Below are 434 nucleotides of genomic sequence, written 5' to 3'. Positions count from 1 at the left end.
CCACCTTCACCGCCACCGCCCGCGAGGCCAGTCAGTTGCTGGCGTTGACGGCAAAACACGATCCCCGCGATGAGTACAGCCGGCCCAACCCGGCATGGAACGACAGCCCGGCATTCGGCACGCCACGACCGTTTCGCTTCGGCGTGCCACGGGCGCAGGATCTGGAGTTTTTCGGTTGCAGCGAGGGGCCGCAACTGTTCGCAGCGGCCATCGAACGGCTCAAGGCACTGGGTGGCGAACCCGTCGAGCTGGACCTGTCACCGTTTCTGGAAGCAGCGCGTTTGCTTTACGACGGGCCGTGGGTGGCCGAGCGTTATAGCGTCGCCGGTGAGCTGATGGAGCAGAATCCCGAAGCGGTGCTGCCGGTGATCCGAGCGGTGCTGGCCAAGGCACCGGCAGTGACCGGCGTGCAGACCTTCCGCGCGCAATATCGA

Annotated in this window: 1 pseudogene; it reads left to right on the top strand. The window is 65.7% G+C overall.

Annotated features, from left to right (window positions below):
* A pseudogene (locus J5M56_RS25705) lies at positions 1-434 on the top strand (amidase family protein); the annotation flags it as partial.

Source organism: Pseudomonas sp. 51_B, assembly GCF_017491595.1.
Classification (GTDB): Bacteria; Pseudomonadota; Gammaproteobacteria; order Pseudomonadales; family Pseudomonadaceae; genus Aquipseudomonas; species Aquipseudomonas promysalinigenes.
This window is presented reverse-complemented; position numbering and strand designations above follow the sequence as displayed.